This is a genomic window from Sorangium sp. So ce145, from assembly GCF_051525985.1.
GTDB lineage: Bacteria > Myxococcota_A > Polyangia > Polyangiales > Polyangiaceae > Sorangium > Sorangium cellulosum_B.
In genome coordinates this window covers 4,827,269-4,846,398 of record NZ_CP150315.1, presented here as the reverse complement: position 1 = coordinate 4,846,398, position 19,130 = coordinate 4,827,269, and the positions used below count along the sequence as shown (strand labels likewise).

Genomic DNA, 19,130 nt, shown 5'->3' with positions numbered 1-19,130 from the left:
GTCAGCGCAGGAACACGGTGACCGAGCCGGGGTTCGGCGTCCTCTCGACGACGAGCTTGCCCGAGCTGCTGCGGACCTTGCCGCGGCAGTTCGGGAAGCTCCCGTCGCTGTCCGGCGCGTCGCACAGGCTGTCGCACGAGCCGGCGATCTGGATCGCGCACATCTCGAGCGAGGGCCCGCAGGCGCGCGCGAGCGACGAAGGCTCGGGGGGGAGGCACGCGTGGTAGCGGCGCTGCGGCGCGAAGATGTTGCCGTAGTAGGTGGCCTCGCGCCGCGGATAGGCAGCGCGCTCGACCTTGTCGGCCTGGAGCTCCTCGCGATCTCCGCGGACGGAGATGTTCACCTTGTGCCCGAGGTAATTGACGCGGGCGAGGACGCAGCCGCTGACCCAGGACCGGCACGCTTCGTCGCAGGCGCCGCCCTCCTCGCCCCAGCTCGCCGCGAGGCCGAGCTCCCCTGGGAAGGAGAACTCGTCGCCGTTCACGGCGACGGTGAAGCCTTCACCCGCGGGCAGCGCGCAGCCCGCGACGTACTTCAGCAGGGTGCGCGCGGCCGGGTCGCGGAGCGCCTCGGCCGTGAGCGGGTGGCCCGAGAGCGCCTCGGCCGTGAGCGCGTTCGACGTCAGCGCCTTCGACGCGAGCGCGTTCGACGTGAGCGCGTTCGACGTGAGCGCGTTCGACGTGAGCGCGTTCGCCGTCTGGGCGGCCTGGGACGCGGCGTCCCCGGCGTCCTCGGCCGGAGCGTCCGGATCGAGCGCCACCGCGCACGCGCTCGCGAAGAGCGCCGCGATGGCCAGGAGGAGTGCAGCTAGCTTCGGCGAATGCTCCATGGATAACGCCCCCTGGGATGCCCATGAGCGCATGGCCCACGAGCTCCCGAAACGACCGGCGCCGAGGCGCGGGCCAAGAGGTACGCGCCTCGCACACCGGCGCGTGATCTTGTTCAGATGCACGAGCCGCGAAGAAGCCCACGAGTCGGAGCGGCCGATGGGGCCATCTCCGCTGCAAAGACAAATGGAAAGATGTCACTGATACCCCGCCGGGCAAAGACCGACGCGCACGCAATGGTCTCTTTTTTTTGTGTCGCGGCGCGATCGCTCTGTTCGCGCTGTCGTGGCGCTGTCGGCGCGAGACTCCTGCTCTGTCCAAGGCATCATGGACAGCGATGCTGGCACCGGGGACGGAGGAGCCATGGGGTGCGCTCGAAGAGCGATGGTGGCGACACGATGGCCTGTCGCCGACAGCCGACCTCCTCGCCGGGTCGCCGGGAGACGCCCGGAGAGGCGCTCGGCGGGCTCGATCCATCCGAGCGGACGGCGGCCTGGGCCTGCGCCTCCCGGGCCCCGCCGTCGACTCCCTGAGCTCCCCCGGCGGGGCGCGCCGAGGTCGGCCGAGCCGACCGGTGCGTTGCGCCCCCGGCCGTCCGCAGCGGTCGCGCGACGGAGGGCGTCGGGGCGGGTCGTGGGCGAAGGACGGCGGCTGGACGGGCTGCTCGGGGCGATGCATCGGCGCCCTTGACGTCGCTGCGTGGTGATCATTACATGCCCCGGACCATGAAGGGCCATGCGCGCAATCTGATGACCGAGCGCGTTATCGCTTTGGAGCAGGGCACGCCGGTCATCGACATGTTGCAGCTGTTCGCCAGCCATCACCTGAGCGGCGCGCCGGTCATCGACGGGGGGCACCACATCGTCGGGTTCGTCAGCGAGACGGATCTCCTGGGCGTGCTCCTGCGCAAGGAGTACGCGGGCATGACGGCTGCGGACGTGATGAGCACCCCGCCCATCTGCGTCGACGAGTTCATGCCCACGGACGAGGTGATGACCCTGCTGCGCGCGAACCGGATCCACCACCTGCCGGTGGTGCGCGAGGGGCGCCTCGTCGGGATCATCACCCCGCAGGACATCCTGCGCTATTTCGTGGAGAGCGTGATGCCGCTCCCGCCGAGCACCGCCTGACGTCGCGCGCCTGCCAGCGCGAGGCGCCGGTCGCGCCGAGGACGCCTCCCCGCCGGGCGGATCAATGTAAACGAGAGGTCACGAACCACTCCGGGGAGATGTATCCGTCGGGGCTCGAGATGGGGATCGTGCATGTCCCGTCGAGCGCGGTATAGGACTCGATCCGCGTCTCCGTGTCGAGGTACCCGACCGCCGAGGCGGTGTTGCACTCATCGTACCCGGGCGGCGCGCCGCCCCCGTCGTCGAAGCGCGCGCACTCGGCGTGGGAGAGCACCGCGTAGTGCAGGTGCGAATTGCCCGGGTTGCAGGGGAAGCTGTCCTTCGCCGGGCACTCTGTCCACTTGGTGTCGCAATAGAGATTGTGTTGTCTCGGGATGTCGTCCCAATAGGCGATCTTCCCGAGCGGCGTGTCGGTGCCGATGTCCTGTCCCACGAGGGTCATCGCCAGCTCATCCACGTCGAGGTGCCCGTAGAAGGAGCAGAACCGCTTCTCCTCGCCGTTCTCCTTGAAGCGGTGCTCGACGAGCGCGATGCCGAGGTACTGCGAGCAGTTGATGCCCGCCCGGAGGAGCTTTCCAGGGGCGATCGGGAAGACGTAGGTGCCCTCCGTCCGGCCGCTCGCCTTGCCGATGTCCTCGCCGAGGTGCCGGCCCTCATTCCAGTCCGGCTTGTGGCCTATGTTCTGGATCATCTTGTGGTCGGGGAACGGGAACTGGAGGTTCCCCGTGGGCGCGATGCACGCGTCGTTCACTCGCTCGTTGATCCTGCACCCCATCGGGCAGTAGGTCGCGTGATCGAAGCGGTAGACGCGCGTCCTCTCTCGCCCGTTCTGGCCGTCGCCCTCGCGCCCCTCGCACGGCACCCAGCGCGTCGTCGCGCCGTCCTCGCGCTCGCAATACGCCTTGCACGTGTAGAGCATCCACGGGTCGCCCGCGGCGTGCAGGCCGGGGTTGTGGCCGCAGTAGGCCGGGTCGTTCAGGAGGACTTTATCGCTGTTGTTGCACAGGATCGCCGTCGGGTCGGAGGTGATGTCGCTGCACGTGTTGCCGAAGAACTCCGTGATCGAGCTGCAGAAAGAGCTCTGGGTCCCGTACGGATCCGGGCCGCAGATCCCGCACGCGGTGCCGCACGAGATCCCCGTGGCGTGCCAGCCGTCGGGGCGGTAGAGCTGCCGATCGCGGCACTCGAACACCTGCCCGCCGCGGCCGCAGACGCTCGCGCCCCGCCGCCGCGACGACGGAGGGACCTCGTTCCCCTGGTAATCGAGGATGGCGTCGCAGCGCGACGAGGGGCTCGGCTCCGGCGCCGGATCCGGGATCCCGAACGGCTCCTGCTCCGCCGTTGCATCGCACACGTCGTTTCGGATCTTGGTGTCGAGCGGCATGCACGCAACGGAGCACTCCTCGTAGGGCACCGGACGGCCCACGACGGCGCGCGTGGACTCCGCCGGCGGTGGACAGTTCGCCCAATCGTCGTAGTCGCACTGGTACAAGGTCCCGACGCGGCCGGTGATCCCGTGTTGACCGCAGAACAGATGGCGGCAGAAGCGGTTGCCGTCCGGCCCCACCCTCGTGTACACCGCGTCGGTGACCGTGGGGCACGCCTCGTCGCAGCGGTCCCAGTCGCGGATCGTCCTGGCGCCGTCCTGGGGCTGCGCGCCGGTGACCTCGTGGTAGTGCATGGCCGGCAGCTCCCGCACGGGCTTGCACTCCCCGGAGCCGCCGAGCGCTGAGCAGTCCCGGTAAGGCACAGGGCGGGCGCCCGGCCCGGGGCAGGCGAAGAGCTGCGTCGCCTTTCCCTTGATCTTGATCAACGGCTCGCCAAAGCTCCTCGCCAGGTCGTTGTTCCAGGGGCTGCGAAAGACCTGATCACCGCAGAAGGTCTGGCCTCGCTCGACCGACTTCCATTTCCCGTCCTTGTCCTGGAACTGCTCCGGACAGCGGCCGAACTCCGCGCCCTCCTCCTCCGGCTTGCCCGGCTCGCAGGGGCGATTGAGGTCGAGCCACCCCTCTTCTCCGCAGATCCATTCGCTGCGGTTGCCGAGGCCGAGGCCGCAGATCGTCTCGCCGCACGCGGTCGTGGTCACCTCGTTGCCGAAGCTGTCCTGCACGCCGCGGCAGGCGTTGCAGGTGCCCGCGCGCTGCGTGCACGAGAGCCCCAGGCTCTGCCACCCGTCCGCGGTGCACACCATCTTCACCCCGTCGCTGCCAGCGCCGGTCGGGAAACACACGCGTTGCCCGCAGGTGCGCGGGATGTGCTCGCCGCCGGCGACGGGCGGGACCTCGCACGGGCACTCGCTCGTCGCGGCGTCGGTGCACGCCCCGCGGCGGCAGCCCCCCTCGCAGATCGTCCACTCGAGCGGGATCTGCCCCGCGCCCGCGCACTGGTACAGGGCCGCGGGCTCGCCGTTCACGACGTCCGCGCCGCAGTAGGTGCCTGCGCCAGGACAAGAGAGATCACCGCACCTGTTCCCCGGGAAGCTGCGCCAGTTGTCGTTCGCGCCGAGGTCGACGCAGTGGTAGGCGATGAGGTCGCGCCCGCACACGAAGCTGTCACACCGGGTGTCCTCGATCGGGATCGCCTCGCCGTTGTAATAAAAGCCGCCGCTGCACGCGCACGCATCGTCGTTCGCCTGCGCGCCCAGGGGCGGCGCCGCGACGGCGGGAGGGGGCGGCTCCTGGCCGCATCCCATGCCGGCCACCACCCCGGCGGCGAGCAGCACGGCGAGCGTCCCGAGGAGGCGCACCGCCGGCGCAGGCCGGAGGCGGCTCGAGACAGGGCTTCGGTGCGATGGACTGCCCTCGACGCGATCATGCATGTGCTGCATCTCCCGGCTGCTCTTCAGCTCACTTCGCGATCTTGCGGACGTCCCCCGCCCGGGTCGCCCAGTAGACGAACGCCTCGTCGACGGCGATCGCGATCGCGTCGAGCTGGCCGACGGCGAGCGTCGTCACGGCGCCGCCGGCCTTCGGGACCTTGCGGATCGAGCCGACGCGGTTGGCCCAGTAGACGGCGCCGCCGTCGCCGGGATCGACGGCGATCCCGGCGGGGTTCGGCTGATCATCGGCGAGCACCGTGAGGTCGGCGCCGTCCTTGGCGAGCCGGAACACGAACCCGTTCGGGCTGCTCCAGAAGACGTGTTCGGCGTCGACGGCGAGGGTGTGAGGCGTGAGGTTCGTCGTGTCCACCACCTGTCCGGACGCGATCTGGCGCCGCTCGGTGCCGTCCTTGCGGAGCTTCACGACGGTGCCGTCGGACCGGGACCAGTAGAGGTGCTCCGCGTCGCTCGCGAGCGTGCCCCCGGGCTCGGAGAACACGCCGGTGATCTCCTGCGCGCGCTGGCCGCTCGTGAGGGCGTCGACGCGGTAGATCCCGCCCTGAGAGAGCGAGGTGAACCAGACGTCGCTGCCGTCGGTGACGACCGCCCACGGGTCGGGGATCGCGGTGGTGAGGGGGATGGCGGCGCCGCCCGACAAGGGGTACCGGAGCACGCCGGATGACCCGGTGACGATGGCGTCGGCCCCGAGCAGGGCGATGTCCTCGAAGCGGTCAGCGCTGCAGCCCACGACCCCGGGAGGAGCGCCGTTGGCGAGGCACGTCGCGCCGCCGGAGAGCTTGTCGACGCGGACGGCGATGCCGCCGGCGTGCTGGAAGCCGACAAGGTAAAGGGCGCTGTCGTCGACGGCGAGGGCCGACGGCACCGCGAGGCCCGAGGCGAGCGACGTGGCGCCCGGGGCGCACTCCCCGGCGTCGCAGAGGCCGCCCGCGCAGTCGTTGCCGCACGCGCCGCAATTGAAAGGATCCGAGGCGAGCGCGACCTCGCAGCCGGTGAAGGCGTCGCCGTCGCAGTCGGCGTACCCGGCGTCGCACGCGACCTCGCAGGCGCCCGCGACGCAGGTGGCGGCGCCGTGGCGCGCGCTGCAGGGGTTGCCGCAGGCCCCGCAGTTGTCCGCGTCGCCCTCGACGTCCGCCTCGCAGCCGTTCGCAGGCTCGCCGTCGCAGTCGGCGTGGCCGAGGTCGCACGCGAGCGAGCACCTGCCGGCCGCGCACGAGGGCGTCGCGTGCTGGTCGCCGCAGACGTTGCCGCAGAATCCGCAGTTGTCCACGTCGCTCGACGTGTCCCCGCAGTCGTCGCCGCCGCCCCCCGCGCCGTCGCTGCCGAGGCAGAGGCCGAACGCGCGGATCGAGCCGGTGAACGCCTCGCAGCGGGCGTGGACGCCGGACATCGCGGCCAGATCGCACTCGTACGCGAGCTCAGGCTCGAGCGTCGCGCAGCACGTATCGAGCAGCGCCTCGCACGGAGCCGCGCTGAACGGCTCGTCCGGGGCGAGCCTCGGACAGCGGCCCGCGTCCGCCGCGCCGCCGAGGTAGTCGAGGCACCGCGCCGCGTCGGCCTCCCCCGCGAGGGCGGCGCAGCGCTCGCGCGCCCCCTCGGGGAGCGAGGGACAGCACCGCTCCGACAGATAACCGCAGCTCTCGGCCGCTGGGTCGACGCCGGCGCAAAAGCCGTTGTCCTTGGCGTCGCTCTCCAGGAACTCGTGACACAGCTGCTCATTGCCCCGGAATCCGGTCGCGTGGCACGCTTCCCTGAGCTGCGCCGGCAGCGCCGCGCAGCACGCGTCGAGCAGGCCGGCGCAGCTCGGGCCATAGGGGACCACCGGCGCCCCACCCTCCCCGGGCCCTCCGGTGCAGAGATCGACCGCGTTGGCGCTCGCGAGGAAATCATCGCACGCGGCGTCGTTCGCCTGGCTCGCGGCGGCGTCGCAGCCCGCGACGAGCTCTTCGGGGAGCGCGGGGCAGCACGCTTCGCCGAGGTGCTCGCACCCTCGTCGAGCCCCGCTCGCCACGGGGGCACACGCGCCGAACGCGGTGCCATCCGCGCTGCACTGCTGTGCGCCGAGCGACCCGTCGGCGAGGAAACAGGCGGACAGGGCGCCTGGCGAACAGATGGCATCGTCGCCGCAATCGGCGCCGAACAAGGCGAGTGCGAGGAGGAGCGCGGGGCGGAGGCGTGAGTCGTTGCGACGCATGAAGGTCGAAATAACGCTAAAGCGCCCCGGAATGAGGTGTCAATTGGCGTTCCGAGCCGACGCACGCCTGAAAACGACGATCGGAACCGGGCATTGGAGTGGAGCGGATCTGTCGGCCGATTCCCGACCTCAATTTCCCGCTCGGGCGCGCTCCGCCCCCTACCGCCGGTCGAACTGGTACCGCGCCCGCTCCGCGCCCTCGATCTCCACCACGATGCGCTTCGGGCCGAGCCGCACGACCGCGTGCGCCGCGGCGGGGCGGCCCGGCGCGTCGTCGTCGAGGTTCTCGATGAGGCTCTGGAGCGTCACGTACGGGATGCCGCGGATCACGTCGAGGTGGTTCCAGTGCAGGTGGCCGTTGAAGACGGCGAGCACGCCGTGCTCCTCGAAGATCTTCCGCATCGCGCGCCGCTCGCGCACGAGGCAGATGTGCGGGCTCCCCTCGAACCAGCGGTTGCCCCGGAGATCCTGATCGGCCGCGCTGTGGTGCATCAGCACGATCTTGGGCAGCGGGGACGCCGCGAGGTCCTCGCCGAGCCAGGCGAGCTGCTCTGGCCCGAGCGAGATGTCGTGATCTTTGCGCTCGCGCGTGTGAAGGACCGTGAAGTGGAAGCCGCCGCGGTCGAAGGCGTAGTGGAGCCGCGTCGCCTCGGGCCTGCCCCAGGCGGACAGCAGCTCGGCCTCGCTCAGGTGGATGACGTCGTGGTTGCCGGCGACGTGGAAGAGCTCGGCCTTCAGGCCGCGGAGCGCGGCCATGCAGGCGCCGTAGCGCTCCCGGTCGGCCTCGGGCCCCTCGTCCTCGATGTCGTCGCCCAGGTTCACGACGAGATCGGGCCGCGTGACCTCGTTCATCCGCCTCACGAAGGCGCGGGTCAGCTCGGGCGCCTCGCCCGTGAGCTTGCGCAGCTTGCCCCCGAACGATGCCTCCGGGCCGAAGTGCAGGTCCGAGACGAGGGCGACGACGAGCTCCATGCGCGCCTCGCCGCTCAGCCCGACTTGGCGCCGGGCTCCGGCGCCGCCTTGGAGCCGCCCAGGCACGCGGGAGAGCGGAAGTCCGCGCCCCCCTGCCGCTCCCACTCGTCCGGCGTCATCGCGCGGATCGTCAGGGCGTGCAGCCCGGAGCGGAACTCCTCGCGCACCAGGTCGTTGACCCGGCGGTGGCGATCGAGCGGGCTCAGGCCCCGGAATGCCTCGCTCACCACGAGCACCTTGAAGTGGGTCTCCGAGCCCACCGGCACGCTGTGCATGCGGCTCTCGTTCTCCACCTCGATGTGCACGGGATCGAGCGCGCGAACGAGCTTGCCCTGGATCGACTCCTGCTTCGTTCCTGTCGTCATGGCCGCGCGGAGCTTACCCTCCGCCGCGCCGCCGGTCACCCGTGGGACGCGGCCCCTCGCCGGCCAAGGGATGGCCCGGCGCCCCCGCCAGCGGATGAGCCGCCCGGCGCGCCCCGGCCGGGCGTCATTTCGCCTGCGGATCGGCGCGCGGCAGACCTCGCTCATCGAACAGGAGAGCGATGTCGACGTGGAACTGCGCTCTGCGAGAGGACGGCGGCGCTTGATGGGAGCTGGGCGGCGCGCGATGGGAGCTGGGCGGCGCGCGATGGGAGCTCGGCGGCGACGCGGAATGACCGCCGTACGCCTCGCCGTCCTGCGAGCCCATCGCGAGCGCCTCCCGCTGCGGGGGCGCCGCGCCTGGCTGCAGGCCGATGTTCTCCTCCCACGGCGGCGCGTCGCGCTGCTCCCACGGCCGCGCGTCGCGCTGCGCGGCAGGCGACGGAGGCACCTGCCGCGGAAGCCCATGCGCCGCCGGCGTATCCCGGCGCGGAATCACCCCGGCCTGCTGCCGCGAGCTCGGAACGGCCTGTTGCGACAGCGGCGCCGACGTCTCTCGCCGCGCAGACGTCGCGGCCGGCGCATCCCGACGCGCGTACGCCCCGGCCTGCTGTGAGCCAGCCACCGGCGTATCCCGCCGCGCGTAGGCCTCGGCCGGATGCGAGCCGGCCAGCGGCGTATCCCGCCGCACGTACGCTCCAGCCGCCGGCGATGCCTGCACCGGCCTGGACGCGTCCCGGCGCGCGACCGCCGGGCCAGCGGCCGGCGGTGGCGGGAGCGGCGTCGGAGCGGGCATCTCACGGCGCGCCCGCGACGAGGGCGGCCCCACCATGACCCCCAGGCGCTCCGAGCGCGGCACCGGCGCCTCGCGCGGGCGGTGCGCCGCCTCCCCCGGCGCCTCCGCGCGTGAGCGCTCCGGCCGCCGCGCAGCCACGGCAGCCGCCACGCGCTCGCGGTACGCGAGCTCCTGCGCTCCTGCGCTGCGCGGCTCCTGCGCGCCCGCGCTGCGCGGCCCCGAGCGCGGCAGCGGCGTCGCCTCGGGGTCGCGCCGCGACGCCGGGTCCGCCTTCATCACCCCGATGGTCATGCGCTCCGAGCGCGGCACCGACGCGCTCTCGTCCGCCGGCATCATCGAGTAGCGACCGGGCGTCTGCTGCCGCGAGCGCTGCTTGCGGCTCTCGCGGGCCGCCGTGGCCAGCAGCGCCCCGAGCTCGTCTGCCACCATCGCCTCGTCGACCCGCACGAGCGTGCTGACCACGTCGCGCGCGATCTCCTCGAACGCCTCGGGAGCGAGCGCGTAAGTCGACGACGTGACCACGATGACCACCGGCCGACGCTCTTCCGCCAGCGCGGCGGCCATCGATACCGGGCACGCCTTGACGATGATCCCCACATCCATCGCCGCCGTCTGGCAGCGCTGGAGCAACGCCTGATCGCCGCCGATGAGAAGGGCCGTCGGGATCTGGGCGCGAAGCGTGGCGTCAGAGATTCGCGGCATCGGTCCCAGGATCCTAACCCCGCTACTGCACGCAGAGGTCAGGAAAATCCTGTCATCGGACATTCCACGTCATGTCTGGACAACGAGCTCAGCCGATGTGGGGCAGTGCGCGCCGCCGGATCACATCACGGATGCGTAGGTGCCGTGGGCAGCTCGGTGAGATGACAGGCGGCCCAGTGCCCAGGACGACGCTCCTCCAGCGGAGGGGCCTCGGCGCTGCACCGGTCCATCGTATAGGGACAGCGTGTGTGAAAATGGCACCCAGACGGCGGGTTCAGCGGACTCGGCACCTCGCCGACGAGGGGCAGGCGGCGGCGCGTGCGCTCCACGTCGGGATCCGGGATCGGGATCGCCGACAGCAGGGCCTGCGTGTACGGATGTTGCGGTGAACGGAAGAGCTCGTCCGGGCGAGCGCGCTCCACGATCCGGCCGAGGTACATCACCGCGATCTCGCTTGACAGGTGGCGGACCACGGCGAGGTCGTGCGCGACGAACACGTACGTGAGCGAGAGCTCGCGCTGGAGCGACGCGAGCAGGTTGACGATCTGGGCCTGGATGCTCACGTCGAGCGCGCTGACCGGCTCGTCCGCGATCACGAGCTTCGGCTTCAGGGCGAGCGCGCGGGCGATGCCGATCCTCTGCCGCTGGCCGCCGGAGAACTCGTGCGGATAGCGCCGCATGTACGAGGGCGAGAGCCCGACGAGCTCCATGAGGCGCGCCACCTCGCGCAGCGCCTCGTCGCGCGACGAGACGAGGCCGTGGGTGGAGAGCGGCTCGGCGATGAGGTCGTGGACCGTCATGCGCGGGTTCAGGCTCGCGTACGGGTCCTGGAAGATCATCTGCATCTCGCGGCGCGCCTTCCGCAGCGCGCCCGGATCGAGCGTCAGGATCTCCCGGCCGTCGATCTTCACGCTCCCCGACGTGGGCGGGACGAGGCGGAGGATGCCCCGGCCCGTCGTCGACTTGCCGCAGCCGGACTCGCCGACGAGGCCCAGCGTCGCGCCGCGCTCGACGTCGAACGAGACACCGTCGACCGCGCGCACCGTGCCGACCTGCCGCTGGAGCAGGCCGCGGCGCACCGGGAAGTGGACCTTGAGATCGCGCACCGAGAGCAGCGGCGGGGAGGTTGCGGCGGTGGTCATGGCGCTCGTCCTGCGACGTCCTCGACGTGGCACCGCACGACGTGCAGCGCCTTCCTGTTGCCCTCGCCCGAGACGACGCGCGGCGGCGGCGCCTCCTCCCGGCACGCCGCGATCGCGTGCGCGCAGCGCGGGTGGAACGGGCAGCCCGGCGGCAGGCGCGCGAGCGATGGCGGCATCCCGGGGATGGGGACGAGATCCGCGCCGCGCGCGTCGTCGAGCCGCGGGATCGAGCGCGACAGGCCGATGGTGTACGGGTGCCGGGCCGCGTGGAAGATGGCGCCGACGGGGCCCTCCTCGACGATGCGCCCGGCGTACATGACCGCGACGCGATCGGCCATCTTCGCCACGACGCCGAGGTCGTGCGTGATGAGGAGGACGGCCGCGCCGAGCGCCTCCTTCCGCTCCGCGATCAGGTCCAGGATCTGGGCCTGGATCGTCACGTCGAGCGCCGTCGTCGGCTCGTCGGCGATCAGCAGATCGGGGTCGCACAGCAGCGCCATCGCGATCATCACGCGCTGCCGCATCCCGCCCGAGAGCTGGTGCGGGTAGTCGTCGATCCGCGACGCCGCCGCGGGGATCCCGACCGCCTGCAGCATCTCGACGCTGCGCCGGCGCGCCTCGGCGCGGCCCATGCCGCGGTGGAGCTCCAGCACCTCGATGAGCTGCTCGCTCACCCGGAGGTAAGGGTTCAGCGACGTCATCGGGTCCTGGAAGATCATCGCGATCCGGTCGCCGCGGACGCGCTCCATCCGCGCCTCGCTCGCCTCCACGAGGTCCTCGACGACGCCGCCCTCGGACTCGAGGAGGATCTGGCCGCCGACGATCCGGCCCGGCGGGTCGGGGATGAGCCGCAGGAGGGAGAGGCTCGTCACGCTCTTGCCCGAGCCGGACTCGCCGACGATGCCGAGGACCTCGCCGCGATCGAGGCTGAAGGAGATGCCATCGACCGCGCGGACCACCCCCTCCTCGGTGAAGAAGTGGGTCTTCAGGTTCTTGACCTCGATCAGCATGGTTGCATGGTCCGTGCCGGCGCGCGTCCCGGAGATGGAGCGCGGCGCCCTTCAGTCCTTTCGGATGCGAGGATCCAGGGCGTCGCGGAGCCCGTCGCCGAGGAAGTTGAAGCAGATCAGCGTGAGCGCGAGCATCAGCGCCGGGAAGACGAGCTGCCAGGGGAAGAGGTCCATCGCGTCGGCGCCGGTGGACGCGAGCAGGCCCCAGCTCGACAGCGGCTCCTGCGTGCCGAGGCCGAGGAAGCTCAGGAACGCCTCGGTCATCATCACCTCGGGGATGGTGAGCGTCGTGTAGACGATGATCGGGCCGACCGCGTTCGGCACGAGGTGCCGGAAGATCAGCGCGGCGTGCCCGACGCCGATCGAGCGCGCCGACTCGATGAACGGCTGGCCGCGCAGCGCGATGACCTGGCCGCGGACGATGCGGGCCATCGTGAGCCAGGAGATGCCGCCGAGGGCCGCGAAGACGACGACGATCTGGAAGATGGGGAAGTAGCTCGGGTCCGACGGCTCCTTGACGAAGAGGCCGAGCGCGACCTTCCAGGCGCGGTAGAGGACCGTCTGGTCGTTCGCGAAGAAGACCATCAGCAGGATGACGAGGATGAGGAACGGGAACGTGTAGAGCACGTCCACGATGCGCATCATGATCGCGTCGACCTTGCCCCCGAAGTACCCGGCGATCCCGCCCCAGCTCACGCCGATGGCGAAGCTGACGAGCGTCGCGACGATGCCGACGGCGAACGAGATGCGCCCGCCGAAGAAGACGCGGGCCATCAGATCGCGGCCGAAGTAGTCGGTGCCCATCCAGTGGGCGAGCGACGGGGGCTGCGCGCCGAGCTTGAGATCCGCCTTGTCGTACCGGTAGCTCGACAGCTCGGGGACGAGGATGCAGGCGAGGATCATCGCGATGAGCACGACGCCGCAGGCGACCGCGGCGCGGTTCTTCCGGAGCCGCCGCCACGCGTCGCGGCCGAGGCTCGAGCCCTGCTCCAGCGCGTCGAGCCGCAGCGGGCCGGCCGGGCCCGGCGCCGCGCCGCCGGGGGCGGCGGGCGGATCGCCGGGGGCGGCGGGCTGCGGGAGGGCGGCGTGGAGCATGGTCAGCGCAGCTCCACCCGCGGGTCGATGAAGGCGTACGCCACGTCGACGATCGCGTTGAAGAGCATGAGCAGGAAGCCGTAGACGAGCATGACCCCCATCACGAGGTTGTAGTCGCGGTTCGTGGCCGCCTCGACGAAGTAACGGCCCATGCCGGGGATGTTGAAGATCTTCTCGACGACGAGGGAGCCGACGAGCAGGCCGCTGAAGCCGGGGCCGAGGAAGCTCACGACAGGGAGCAGCCCGCCCCGGAGCGCGTGCTTCAGGACGACCTTGCGCTCGGAGAGCCCCTTGGCGCGGGCGGTGCGGATGAAATCCGAGCGGATCACCTCGAGCATCCCGCCGCGCGTCAGCCGGGCGATGTAGGCCGCGACAGGGAGCCCGGCGCAGATGACCGGCAGCACCATGTGCCGCCACGTCTCCCAGCGCGCCACCGGGAACCAGTAGAGCTTGAGCGAGAAGACGAGCATGAGCAGCGGGGCGAGCACGTACCGCGGCACGCTGAGGCCGACCATCGCGACCCCCATGGCCGCCGTGTCCTTCCAGGTGTTCTGGCGGATCGCGCCGATGATGCCGAGCGGGATGCCCGTCGCGAGGGCGAAGAGCATCGCCCAGCACCCGAGCTGCATCGACACGGGCAGGCTGAGCGCGATGATCTCGTTGACGGTGCGGTTCGGGTACTTGAACGTCGGGCCCAGGTCGCCTCGGGTGACGAGCGCAAGGAGCCAGTCGCCATACTGCTTCAGCACCGGATCGTTCAGGTGGTACTTGGCGTCGAGCTGCCGCTGGACCTCGACGGGCACGGCCCGCTCCTGGTCGAACGGGCCGCCCGGCACGATGCGCACCAGGACGAACACCAGGGTGGCGACGAGGAAGAGCGTGGGGATGATGGAGAGCAGGCGCTTGATGGCGTACGAGCTCACGGCGCGCCGCCTCCCGGCCGCCCGGCCGCGCCGTTCGCCCCGTCAACCCGCCGCCTTTCGTGGATCCCGAGCGATGTCACGAGGTGCCTCCGTGCTGCCTTCCTTCAGCGCGGCGACCGCCCCGATCGCCGCGAGCGCGCGCCGCGACCTCCCGCATATCACGGAACCGCCGGTCGGCCGCGGCGTTTCGCGCGGCACGTCGCGCCGCGGCCGAGGCGGCCTGCGCGCTGTGCCCCGCGTTCATGCGCGCCTGTTCACGGCGAGCCCTTGAGCTTGCCCTGATCGCGGAGCTTCACGAGCTCCGCGTAGCCGCCTTCGAGGACCCCGCCGACGAACACCATGGGGAACGTCGGAAAGCCCGCCCAGAGCTTGATGGCGAGCCGCTCCTTCCACCTGGAGAGGTAACTCCCGTACTCCAGGTAGGTATATTTCACGCCCTCTCCGTCGAGCAGCTGGCGCGCCTTCTTCACGAAGGGATTCTGGGCCATCCCGACGACGACCACCCGGTCGCGGCTCACCGCCGCCGCGACCTCGTCGACGATGGACCGATGAAAGCCGGCGATCTGCGATTTCACCGTGTCCGAGATCTTCTCGGGAGCAAGCGTGGGACGTTCGGCCATGGAATGAGCACCTCCGCGCCGGGAGCCTACCGGCCCGGAGACGACACGGTCAACGGCCGGATCGGCCGGAGACGGCGCGCGTACAGCGCACGTCCGCGCGCCCGAGAGAGAACCAGAGAGACAAGGAGCTCCCGCGGCGGGGCCGGACTCCCCAGCTCCTCCGCGCCTCGAATCGCGCCTCCGCGCGACGATTCCGTCCGCTACGGGATGAGCAGCACCTTCCCCGTCGTCGCCCGCCCCGCGAGCGCGCGGTGCGCCTCCGCCGCCTCGGCGAGGGGGTACGTGGCGCCGATCGAGATCGTGAGCTCGCCGCGCGCGATCGCGCCGAGCACGTCGGCGGCGCGCTCGAGCAGCTCCTCGCGCGTCGCGGTGTAGTGGCCGAGGCTCGGCCGCGTGAGGTAGAGCGACCCCTTCTGGTTCAGGATCTGCGGGTCGAACGACGGCACCGGCCCGCTCGACTGGCCGAAGAGCACCATCGTGCCGCGCGGGCGGAGCGCGCCCAGGCCCTTCACGAACGTGTCGCTCCCGACGCCGTCGTAGACGACGTGGACGCCGGCGCCGCCCGTGAGCCGGCGTGTCTCGGCCTCGAAATCGGCCTTCGTGTACAGGATCACCTCGTCGGCGCCGGCGTCTCGCGCGAGGCGCGCCTTCTCCTCGGTCGAGACGGTGCCGATCACGCGCGCGCCGAGCCGCTTCGCCATCTGGCACAGGAGCAGGCCGACCCCGCCCGCGGCCGCATGGATGAGGCACGTGTGGCCGGGGCCGAGCGGGAACGTGGAGCGCACGAGGTACTGCGCCGTGATGCCCTGGAGCATCGCGGCCGCGGCGCGCCTCGCGCCGACGCCTGCGGGCACGGGGACGAGCTTCGCGGCCGGGATCCGGACGTGCGTCGCGTACGAGCCGGGGCCGCCGGTCCACGCGACCTCGTCCCCTTCCCTCACCTCGGTGACGGACGGCCCCACCGCCTCGACGCGCCCGGCGCCCTCGAGGCCGAGCGGGATGGGCGGCTCGATCTTGTACTGGCCGCTCCGCTGGTAGATGTCGATGAAGTTCACGCCGGCGGCCTCGACGCGGACCACGGCTTCCCCCGGGCCCGGCGCGGGCGTGGGGAGCTCCTCCAGCGTCATCACCTCGGGGCCGCCTGCGGCTTTCGGTCGGATCGCGAGCATGCAGCCCATGTTGTCGAGCCGCGCTGGGCCGTCAAGCGACCGGCGCGATCATCGACGCCCATCGAAGCCGACGCGCATCGAACCCATTGCTGTCCCGCGCACGCCGTGGATGATGCCTCCATGGCTCTCCATCCTTCCGAGTCGCTCCCCGCGAGCAACGCCTCTCCCGCCTCGCCCTCCTCCGTGCCCCCGCCTGTGACCGCCGCCTCGGCCGGCGCGGGCCGAGCAAACGCGACGGCCGCGCCGTTTCCCGCGGACTTTCTGTGGGGCACGGCCACCGCGGCCTACCAGATCGAGGGCGCCGCCAGCGAGGATGGCCGGACGCCCTCCGTGTGGGACGTCTTCTCGAAGACCCCTGGGAAGGTCTTCGAAGGGCACACCGGAGACGTCGCCTGCGACCACTACCACCGTTACAAGGAAGATGTCGGGCTGCTCGCCGAGCTCGGCGTCAAGAGCTACCGCTTCAGCGTCTCGTGGACGCGGGTCCTCCCGGACGGCACGGGCAAGGTCAACCCGAAGGGGCTCGACTTCTACGATCGCCTCGTCGACGAGCTCCTCCGCGCCGGCATCGTGCCCATGTGCACGCTCTTCCACTGGGACTTCCCCCAGGCGCTCCAGGATCGCGGCGGGTTCCTCCAGCGCGACGTCGCCGACTGGTTCGCGGACTACACGACCGTCGTCGCCCGGCGGCTCGGCGATCGCGTGCCCTGGTGGGTGACGCAGAACGAGCCGCAGGCGTTCATCGGCAACGCGCTCCTCAACGGCGTCTTCGCCCCCGGGCTCAAGCTCCCCTACCGGGAGTACCTGACCGCCGCCCACAACCAGATGCGGGCGCACGGCAAGCAGGTGGACGCCCTGCGCGCCGCGGCCACGGCGGCGAAGATCGGCTACGTGCTCGCCACCCAGGTGCAGCGCCCGGCGACCGAGGATCCGGCGGACATCGAGGCGGCGCGCGAGGCGATCTTCTCGGTCTATGACAAGAACCCGTGGAACAACGCCTGGTGGATCTGTCCGGTGCTCGAGGGGCGGTATCCGGAGAGCGGCCTCCGGCTCTTCGGCGACGACATGCCCGACTTCCCCGCCAGCGACTTCGACCAGATCAAGCGGCCGATCGACTACCTCGGGCTCAACATGTACTCGGCGGGCACGTGGCGGCAGGGCAAGGACGGCAGGCCGGAGCGCGTCGTCTCCCCGCCGGGCTACCCGCGCGGGACGCTCGACTGGCTGCAGATCGTCCCCAGCACGCTCTACTGGGGATCGAGGTACTTCTGGGAGCGGTACAAGCTGCCCATCGGGATCACCGAGCACGGCCTGGCGACGCGGGACCAGGTCTTCCTCGACGGCAAGGTGCACGACCCGAAGCGCATCGACGTCATGCACCGGTACCTGCTCGGCCTGGCGCGGGCGGTCCAGGAGGGCGTCCCGGTCGTCGGGTACTGGGCCTGGTCGCTCCTCGACAACTTCGAGTGGGCCGAGGGCTACAAGGATCGCTTCGGCCTTGTCTACGTCGATTACGCGACGCAGCGACGGATCCCGAAGGACTCGTTCTCCTGGTACCGAGAGGTCATCGCGACCGGCGGGCGCTCGCTCCTCGGGCCGACCGCCGTCGCGTGGGACAACGTGACCGGCTGATCCCGGCGGCCCGCGGCCCGGTCCCACCCCGGGCCGCGCGGCCCGCCGCCGCGCTGCGCCGCGGCTCGTCACGCTCGCGGCCCAAGCGCGTCAATCGCGCGCACCGGCGTCGATATCGGGCTTTCCCGAGAGCCTCATCCATTCTCCGCCTTGAACGATGATACCGTCGCGGCGAGGGAGGCAGGGATGAACAGAAGCGCGTCCTATTTGAGGCATCTTTATCTGGCCGCTGCGCTGGCCACGCTCGGATGCAGCGTCAGCGTCAGCGTCGACGTGGACGATGGGGAAACGACGTCTGGGAGCGGCCCGGACACAGGGGAAGGCGGCGCTGGCAGCGGCAACAGCAGCATCAGCGCCAGCAGCAGCATCAGCGCCAGCAGCAGCGCCGGCGCCGGCGGCAGCGCTCCCGTGTGCGAGGCGGGTTGCCTGGCGCTCGATTTCGCCCGCCAGTTCGATAACGTCGACCCCTACGCCCTCGCCGTCGACGGTGACGGCAACATCCTCGTGACGGGGGCCTTCGATGGCACCGTCGACTTCGGGGGCGGTCCTCTCGTGGGCACGGGCAACCTCGACGCGTTCGTCCTCAAGCTCGATCCGCTCGGCAACCACCTCTGGAGCCAGCGGTTCGGCGATCTCTCCTCCGTGATCGAGACCCAGGCAGGGTTGGCCATCGCGGCCGACGCGGCGGGGAACATCGCCGTCGCGGGCCGATTCGGTGGAACGACGGATTTCGGCGGCGGCCCCCTGGCGAACGGGTGGGACCCGAGCGGCTTCGTCGTCCTGCTCGACGCTTCAGGACAGCACCTCTGGAGCAAGCGCTTCGGAGAGGAGTCCGTCTCGGTCCGCAGCGTCCGCTTCCATCCGGCGGGCGGCGTCGTCATCGCCGGTGACTATGCGCGAGACGTGGATTTCGGCGGTGGGCCCTTGCCCAGCGTGACAGGGCCAACCGCCTTCGTCGCCAGGCTCGATGCGTCGGGCGGCCACGTCTGGAGCAGGAGCTTCGGCGGGCCGGAAGGCGCGACCGCCGAGACCCTCTCCCTGGACGCGGCCGGGAATATCGCCGTCGGGGGGAGCTTCCATGACTCCATCGACTTCGGCGGCGGCCCGCTCCACGTCGCAGCGGCCCCGGGGCACACCGGGTCGGACGACATCTTCGTCGCCTCGCTCGATCCAGACGGCGAGCACCGATGGAGCGAGAGGCTCGGCGGCGTCGATGGTGACGATCACGTCGCCACGGTCGTGGACGGGGCAGGCGGCGTGGTGACGCTCGGTTCGTTCTTCACGACGTTCTCGGCCGGCGACACCTCGCTGACGGGCGACGGGAACAGCGTGCCCCTCACCCGGCTCTCCGCCGGCGGCTCCGCGATGTTCGCCAGGACCTCCGCGAGAGCGCAAGCGCTCGCCACCGACGCCGCCGGCAACACCTGGCTCGCCGGCACCTTCCTCGAGGGAACGGACCTCGGTTGCGGTACGATGCCCACCGAATTCGTGGGCATCTTCGTCGCCGGGCTCGACCCGCGCGGCGATGACTTCTGCAACGTCGCGTTCGAACCGTCCGAGTACGGAGGGCTATCCCAGATCGCCATCGGCCCTGACGGAGCCCTTGTCGCCGTCGGGAAGCTCAAGGGCACGATCGATTTTGGCGCCGGACCGATCTCGAGCCCCGAAGAGAGGGAATCGATGATCGTCGTGAAGCTCACCCGGTGACCGCTCCGGGCTC

General features: G+C 71.2%; 15 protein-coding genes. 3 read left to right on the top strand and 12 right to left on the bottom strand.

Annotated elements, in window-relative coordinates; all coding sequences use genetic code 11:
• Nucleotide 1: 1 nt before the first annotated feature.
• The gene (locus tag WMF34_RS17935) at nucleotides 2–829 is read right to left on the bottom strand and encodes a hypothetical protein (RefSeq protein ID WP_437994013.1); all 828 of its coding nucleotides are present in this window, start codon (nucleotides 827–829) and stop codon (nucleotides 2–4) included.
• A gap of 747 nt (nucleotides 830–1,576) precedes the next feature.
• Here WMF34_RS17935 and WMF34_RS17930 point away from each other — a divergent pair.
• Nucleotides 1,577–1,957, top strand: a complete 381-nt coding sequence (locus WMF34_RS17930; protein ID WP_157906738.1) for a CBS domain-containing protein — start codon at nucleotides 1,577–1,579, stop codon at nucleotides 1,955–1,957.
• 61 nt (nucleotides 1,958–2,018) lie between these two features.
• Here the strand turns inward: WMF34_RS17930 and WMF34_RS17925 are convergent, their stop codons facing one another.
• From WMF34_RS17925 to WMF34_RS17875, 11 genes are all read right to left on the bottom strand, one after another.
• Nucleotides 2,019–4,784, bottom strand: coding sequence for a hypothetical protein (locus WMF34_RS17925; RefSeq protein ID WP_437994012.1), 2,766 nt, complete (start codon nucleotides 4,782–4,784; stop codon nucleotides 2,019–2,021).
• A 19-nt stretch (nucleotides 4,785–4,803) separates the two neighbouring features.
• Nucleotides 4,804–6,987 carry a hypothetical protein gene (locus WMF34_RS17920; protein WP_437994011.1) on the bottom strand — a complete coding sequence of 728 codons (2,184 nt, stop codon included), beginning with the start codon at nucleotides 6,985–6,987 and terminating at the stop codon, nucleotides 4,804–4,806.
• 159 nt (nucleotides 6,988–7,146) lie between these two features.
• Nucleotides 7,147–7,959, bottom strand: coding sequence for a metallophosphoesterase family protein (locus WMF34_RS17915; RefSeq protein WP_012236094.1), 813 nt, complete (start codon nucleotides 7,957–7,959; stop codon nucleotides 7,147–7,149).
• Between the two features lie 14 nt (nucleotides 7,960–7,973).
• Nucleotides 7,974–8,324 (bottom strand): BolA family protein, encoded by a 351-nt coding sequence (locus WMF34_RS17910; RefSeq protein WP_437994010.1) that lies wholly within the window; start codon nucleotides 8,322–8,324, stop codon nucleotides 7,974–7,976.
• Nucleotides 8,325–8,448: 124 nt separating this feature from the next.
• Nucleotides 8,449–9,882, bottom strand: coding sequence for a hypothetical protein (locus WMF34_RS17905; protein ID WP_437994009.1), 1,434 nt, complete (start codon nucleotides 9,880–9,882; stop codon nucleotides 8,449–8,451).
• A gap of 62 nt (nucleotides 9,883–9,944) precedes the next feature.
• On the bottom strand, nucleotides 9,945–10,961 hold the full coding sequence (locus tag WMF34_RS17900; RefSeq protein ID WP_437994008.1) for an ABC transporter ATP-binding protein: 1,017 nt from the start codon (nucleotides 10,959–10,961) through the stop codon (nucleotides 9,945–9,947).
• Complete coding sequence (locus tag WMF34_RS17895) at nucleotides 10,958–11,971, bottom strand: ABC transporter ATP-binding protein (RefSeq protein ID WP_012236090.1); 1,014 nt, start codon at nucleotides 11,969–11,971, stop codon at nucleotides 10,958–10,960. Before WMF34_RS17895 ends, WMF34_RS17900 begins: the two co-directional genes overlap by 4 nt.
• A 51-nt stretch (nucleotides 11,972–12,022) precedes the next feature.
• The gene (locus WMF34_RS17890; RefSeq protein WP_437994007.1) at nucleotides 12,023–13,066 is read right to left on the bottom strand and encodes an ABC transporter permease; all 1,044 of its coding nucleotides are present in this window, start codon (nucleotides 13,064–13,066) and stop codon (nucleotides 12,023–12,025) included.
• A gap of 2 nt (nucleotides 13,067–13,068) precedes the next feature.
• Complete coding sequence (locus tag WMF34_RS17885; protein WP_012236088.1) at nucleotides 13,069–13,989, bottom strand: ABC transporter permease; 921 nt, start codon at nucleotides 13,987–13,989, stop codon at nucleotides 13,069–13,071.
• Between the two features lie 254 nt (nucleotides 13,990–14,243).
• Nucleotides 14,244–14,609 (bottom strand): glutaredoxin, encoded by a 366-nt coding sequence (locus WMF34_RS17880; RefSeq protein ID WP_437994006.1) that lies wholly within the window; start codon nucleotides 14,607–14,609, stop codon nucleotides 14,244–14,246.
• Nucleotides 14,610–14,809: 200 nt separating this feature from the next.
• Nucleotides 14,810–15,778 carry a quinone oxidoreductase family protein gene (locus WMF34_RS17875; RefSeq protein ID WP_437994005.1) on the bottom strand — a complete coding sequence of 323 codons (969 nt, stop codon included), beginning with the start codon at nucleotides 15,776–15,778 and terminating at the stop codon, nucleotides 14,810–14,812.
• A gap of 120 nt (nucleotides 15,779–15,898) precedes the next feature.
• Between WMF34_RS17875 and WMF34_RS17870 the strand changes: the two genes are divergently transcribed.
• Both WMF34_RS17870 and WMF34_RS17865 read left to right on the top strand, forming a co-directional pair.
• Nucleotides 15,899–17,410, top strand: a complete 1,512-nt coding sequence (locus WMF34_RS17870; protein WP_012236085.1) for a GH1 family beta-glucosidase — start codon at nucleotides 15,899–15,901, stop codon at nucleotides 17,408–17,410.
• A 186-nt stretch (nucleotides 17,411–17,596) separates the two neighbouring features.
• Nucleotides 17,597–19,117 carry a hypothetical protein gene (locus WMF34_RS17865; RefSeq protein ID WP_437994004.1) on the top strand — a complete coding sequence of 507 codons (1,521 nt, stop codon included), beginning with the start codon at nucleotides 17,597–17,599 and terminating at the stop codon, nucleotides 19,115–19,117.
• The last annotated feature ends 13 nt before the right edge of the window (nucleotides 19,118–19,130 follow it).

Coding starts and splice junctions, on each gene's coding strand:
- WMF34_RS17935 (WP_437994013.1), bottom strand. CDS start 829: ATGGAGCATTCGCCGAAGCTAGCTGCACTCCTCCTGGCCATCGCGGCG.
- WMF34_RS17930 (WP_157906738.1), top strand. CDS start 1,577: ATGACCGAGCGCGTTATCGCTTTGGAGCAGGGCACGCCGGTCATCGAC.
- WMF34_RS17925 (WP_437994012.1), bottom strand. CDS start 4,784: ATGCAGCACATGCATGATCGCGTCGAGGGCAGTCCATCGCACCGAAGC.
- WMF34_RS17920 (WP_437994011.1), bottom strand. CDS start 6,987: ATGCGTCGCAACGACTCACGCCTCCGCCCCGCGCTCCTCCTCGCACTC.
- WMF34_RS17915 (WP_012236094.1), bottom strand. CDS start 7,959: ATGGAGCTCGTCGTCGCCCTCGTCTCGGACCTGCACTTCGGCCCGGAG.
- WMF34_RS17910 (WP_437994010.1), bottom strand. CDS start 8,324: ATGACGACAGGAACGAAGCAGGAGTCGATCCAGGGCAAGCTCGTTCGC.
- WMF34_RS17905 (WP_437994009.1), bottom strand. CDS start 9,882: ATGTCCGATGACAGGATTTTCCTGACCTCTGCGTGCAGTAGCGGGGTT.
- WMF34_RS17900 (WP_437994008.1), bottom strand. CDS start 10,961: ATGACCACCGCCGCAACCTCCCCGCCGCTGCTCTCGGTGCGCGATCTC.
- WMF34_RS17895 (WP_012236090.1), bottom strand. CDS start 11,971: ATGCTGATCGAGGTCAAGAACCTGAAGACCCACTTCTTCACCGAGGAG.
- WMF34_RS17890 (WP_437994007.1), bottom strand. CDS start 13,066: ATGCTCCACGCCGCCCTCCCGCAGCCCGCCGCCCCCGGCGATCCGCCC.
- WMF34_RS17880 (WP_437994006.1), bottom strand. CDS start 14,609: ATGGCCGAACGTCCCACGCTTGCTCCCGAGAAGATCTCGGACACGGTG.
- WMF34_RS17875 (WP_437994005.1), bottom strand. CDS start 15,778: ATGCTCGCGATCCGACCGAAAGCCGCAGGCGGCCCCGAGGTGATGACG.
- WMF34_RS17870 (WP_012236085.1), top strand. CDS start 15,899: ATGGCTCTCCATCCTTCCGAGTCGCTCCCCGCGAGCAACGCCTCTCCC.
- WMF34_RS17865 (WP_437994004.1), top strand. CDS start 17,597: ATGAACAGAAGCGCGTCCTATTTGAGGCATCTTTATCTGGCCGCTGCG.